This is a genomic window from Lysobacter antibioticus HS124, from assembly GCF_000336385.2.
Classification (GTDB): Bacteria; Pseudomonadota; Gammaproteobacteria; order Xanthomonadales; family Xanthomonadaceae; genus Lysobacter; species Lysobacter firmicutimachus.
This window is the reverse complement of sequence record NZ_HG424557.1, coordinates 1-4,240: the sequence shown is the minus strand read 5'-3', so window position 1 is coordinate 4,240 and position 4,240 is coordinate 1. Positions and strand designations below refer to the sequence as shown.

Sequence of the window (4,240 nt, the reverse complement as noted above, 5' to 3'; positions counted from 1 at the left end):
CGCCGCCCACGTTGCCGCCGCGCCCGGCGTCGCCGCGCGCGCCGGCCGCGCCGCCGCCGCCGGATGTGTTCACCCTCGGCCTGCGCTGGTTGCGGCGCTGGTTCAGCGAGGGCAACGTGCCGGTCAAGGTCGGCGTGCTGGTGCTGTTCGCCGGCGTCGCGGCTTTGCTCAAGTACGCCAGCGATCAAGGCTGGATGCGCCTGCCGATGGAGTTGCGCCTGAGCGGCGTGGCCCTGGCGGCGACGGCCGGGCTGGTGTTCGGCTGGCGCCAGCGCGAGCGCAAGCGCGCGTTCGCGTTGAGCCTGCAGGGCGGTGCGATCGGCGTGCTGCTGCTGGTGGTGTTCGCGGCGTTCAAGCTTTACGGCATGATCCCGGCCGGCGCCGCGTTCGGCCTCAGCGTGGCCCTGGTCGCCGGCGCCGGCGTGCTGGCGGTGCGGCAGAACGCGCTGGCGTTGGCGGTGCTGGCGATACTGGCCGGTTTCCTCGCGCCGATCTGGCTGTCGACCGGCTCGGGCAACCATGTCGCCCTGTTCGGTTACTACGCCGTCCTCAACGCCGGCATCTTCGCCATCGCCTGGTGGCGGCCGTGGCGCGCGCTGAACCTGCTCGGCTTCGCTTTCACCTGGGGCATCGGCACCTTGTGGGGCGTGCTGCGCTACCGGCCCGAGCATTTCGCCAGCAGCGAACCCTTCTTGCTGCTGTTCTTCGCCTTCTACCTGCTGATCCCGGTGCTGTACGCGCGCCGCCGCGCCGCCGACCGGCGCGATCTGATCGACGGCTGCCTGGTGTTCGGCACGCCGTTGATCGCGTTCTCGCTGCAGGCCGGCTTGCTCGAAGGCGAGCGCATGCCGCTGGCGTTCTGCGCCCTGGGCCTGGGCGCGCTGTACGCGCTGCTGGCCGCCGGCCTGCGTCGCGACCCGCGCTTCCTCGGCCTGGCCACGCCCTATGCCTTGCTTGCGGTCGGCTTCGCGACCCTGGCCATCCCACTGGCGTTGGCCGCCGAGGCCACCGCCTGCGTGTTCGCGCTGGAAGGCGCGGCCCTGGTCTGGTTGGGGCTGCGCCAGCGGCGCCTGCTGCCGCAACTGACCGGCGCCGGCCTGCAACTGGCCGCCGCGTTCGCATTCGCGATCGGCGCCAGCGATGCGGTCTGGGACGCGCAGCGGCCGTTGCTCAACGCCAGCTTCGCCGGCGCCTTGCTGATCGCCGCCGCCGGTTTCGCCAGCGCCTGGAGCCATCGCCGCAGCGCCGCGCCGCGGCTGGCGCTGCCGTACTACGTCTGGGGACTGGCCTGGTGGCTGGGCGCGGTCGGCAGCGAGATCGCCGAATTTGTCGCAGCGCGCGAACGCGTCGACGCCGTACTGATGCTGGTCGCCGCGACCGGCCTGGCCGCGGCCGAGGTGTTCCGTCGCCACGATTGGCGCGCGCTGTCGGCGACCGCGACCCTGGCCTTGCTCGCGGCGGTGCCGCTGCTGTTCGCCCAGGTCGAAGCGCACCGGCAGCCGTTCGCCGCTCTGGGGTGGCTGGCCTGGACGGTGTACGCGCTGTGCGGCGCGCGCAGCCTGGCCGCGCTGCGCGAGCGTGCCGGGCCCGAGCTCGGTTTCGCGCACAGCGGTTGGCTGTGGGCCTGGGTCTTGGCGATCGGCATCGGCCTGCATCGCTGGCTGCGTCCGGACGGACGCACGGTGCCGCTCGACGAGGTCTACGGCAGCGGCTGGACCGCGGCCGCGGTGCTGCTGCCGATGCTGTTGAGCGCGGCCTTGTTGCTGTGGCGCCCGCGCGTGGTCGGCTGGCCGGTGGCGGCGCAATTGTCGCGTTGGCGTGCGCCGGCGCTGGCCTCGTTCTTGTTGGCGGCGTGGGCCGCGATCGCGGCGTACGCCTTCGACCCGGCGCCGTCTTCGCCGCTGCCGTGGCTGCCGCTGTTGAATCCGCTGGGTCTGCTGCAGTGGGCGGCGCTGGCGATCGCCGGCGCGTGGCTGGCGTCGCCGTGGGTCGATGCCGGGCTGCAGCGGCGCCGCGTACCGCTGCTGGCGGCGGCCGGTTTCGGCCTGATCACCCTGGAAGTGCTGCGCAGCGCGCATGCCTGGGGCGGAACCCCCTGGGGGCCGTCGATGTTCGACACCAGCCTGGTGCAGACCAGCCTGACCGTGGTCTGGAGCGTGCTCGGCGTGGCCGGCTGGATCGCCGGTTCGCGTCGCGGCCAACGCGGCCTGTGGCTGGCCGGCGCGGTGCTGATGGCGGTGGTGCTGGCCAAGCTGGTGCTGGTCGATCGCGGTCATCTCGGCAATCTGCTCGGCATCGCCTCGTTCATCGCCTACGGCCTGCTGTGCACCGTGGTCGGCTATTTCGCCCCGGCGCCGCCGTCCGCTTCGGCGCCGGCGCCGCGTTCTTCGTCCTCGACCGCTTCCTCATCCGACTCCGCGGAGACCGGCGTTTGAATCTTCTGTCCGCTTCGTTCCGCCGCGCGCCGCGCGCGCTGGCCTGGCTGTGCCTGCTGCCGGTCGCGCTCGCCTCCGCCGCGCCGCGCGAGGATTACGCCCGGCAATGGCCCTTGCAGCTCAGCCGCGACGACGGCGGCGCCTACCGGGTCGTGCTCGACGAATCGGTGTACCGGCAGGCGCGCGATGCGCGGTTGCGCGATCTCGACGTGCTCGACGGCGCCGGCAAGCCGGTGCCGGCGGCGGTGTTCGCGCCCGAGCAGCCTTTGGCGCGCGCGCCGCAGCGCGCCGGCCTGCCCTGGTTCGCCTTGCCGGCGGCGCCCGCGGACGGCGCCGGTGCGGGCTGGGAATTGGTCAGCGAAGTCGAAAGCGACGGCCGCCTGCGCCGGGTCGAGGCGCGCAGCACCGGCGGCGCCGCGCGCCCGCCGCAGACGGCGTTGCTGATCGATGCCAGTCGGGTGCGTTCGCCGATCCTGGCGCTGGAACTGGAATGGACGCCCGGCGCGGCACTGGAGGCGGCGTACCGGGTCGAGGCCAGCGACGATCTCGACCAATGGCGCGCCGTGTCCAGCAGCGGGCGCCTGATCGATCTGCAGCGCGGCGGCCAGCGCCTGGTGCAACGGCGCATCGTGTTCGATCCGATCGGCGAACAGGCGCGCTATCTGCGCCTGACGCCGCAGGACCCGAACGCGGCGGTGCCGATCAGCGCGGTCGTGGCCGAACTGGCCGCCGATGCGGCGACCACGCCTTTGCAATGGCGCGAGTTGAAGGGACGCCGGATCGAGCAGAGCGAAGGCCGGGTCGAGTTCGAATTCGAACTCGACGGACGCTTCCCGATCCAGCAGGCCGACGTGGCCCTGCCGGGCAATCATGCGCTGGAGTGGCGTTTGAGCAGCCGCGACGAGGCCGAAGGGCATTGGGTCGCGCGCGCCGGCCCGTGGATGGCGTACCGGGTCGACGGCGAGGGCGTGGACGATCGCTCCGCCGCGCGCCAATTGGCGGCGACAGTGCGCGACCGCTACTGGCGGCTGCGCGCCAACGGCGCGGTGCCGGGCGAACCGGTGCTGCGCCTGGGCTATCGGCCGGAGGTCGCGGTGTTCCTGGCCCAAGGTGCGCCGCCCTACGCCCTGGTCGCCGGCAGCGCGCGCACGACGCGCGCCGACTCGCCGTTGGCGGAATTGATCGAGACTTTGCGCAAGCGCCGCGGCAGCGACTGGCAGCCGGCCGAGGCGAGCTTGGGCGCGTCGGTGCCGTTGGCGGGCGACGCGGCCCTGGTACCCCCGGCGCCGAAGCGGGATTGGCGTTCGTGGGTGTTGTGGGCGGTGCTGGTGGCGGGCGCACTGATCGTCGCCGGTTTCGCGTTCAGCCTGCTGCGCTCGGGCCCGCCGCCGGCGGCGTGAGGCGCCCGCCGTCTCTGCACGCGCAGGAAACCCAACGCCGTTGTCGTGGACCGAAGCCCGAAACTGTCGCGTGGGGCAGGAGCGGCGTCCCACAGGGATTTCCTTCGGTCACAAGCCGCGATCCCGGGACGCGCAGAAAACCCAAGACTGTCGTCAATGATCGAAACTCGAAGCTATCGTCTGTAGGAGCGGCGCAAGCCGCGACCGCCATCCCTCGATCTCGCTGCGCCTAGTCCTGCGCCCCTGTAGGAGCGGCGTAAGCCGCGACCGCGTTGTCGCGGTCTCGCGCCGTCTCTCATCGAAGGCTACAAAAGCTCCCAAGCTTCAAAGCTTCAAAACCAAAGCTTCCGCCCGCAAGCGGCCGGGTCACTTTCTTTGTCCAAGGCGACAAAGAAAGTAACCAAA

General features: G+C 72.1%; 2 protein-coding genes. Both read left to right on the top strand.

Annotated elements, in window-relative coordinates; genetic code table 11:
• Positions 1-2,435, top strand: a 2,435-nt coding sequence (locus TX83_RS18315) for a DUF2339 domain-containing protein (RefSeq protein ID WP_141233564.1), incomplete at its 5' end; no start/stop codon positions are given.
• On the top strand, positions 2,432-3,835 hold the full coding sequence (locus TX83_RS18310) for a DUF3999 domain-containing protein (RefSeq protein WP_261370188.1): 1,404 nt from the start codon (positions 2,432-2,434) through the stop codon (positions 3,833-3,835). The genes TX83_RS18315 and TX83_RS18310, both read left to right, overlap by 4 nt.
• Positions 3,836-4,240: the final 405 nt, after the last annotated feature.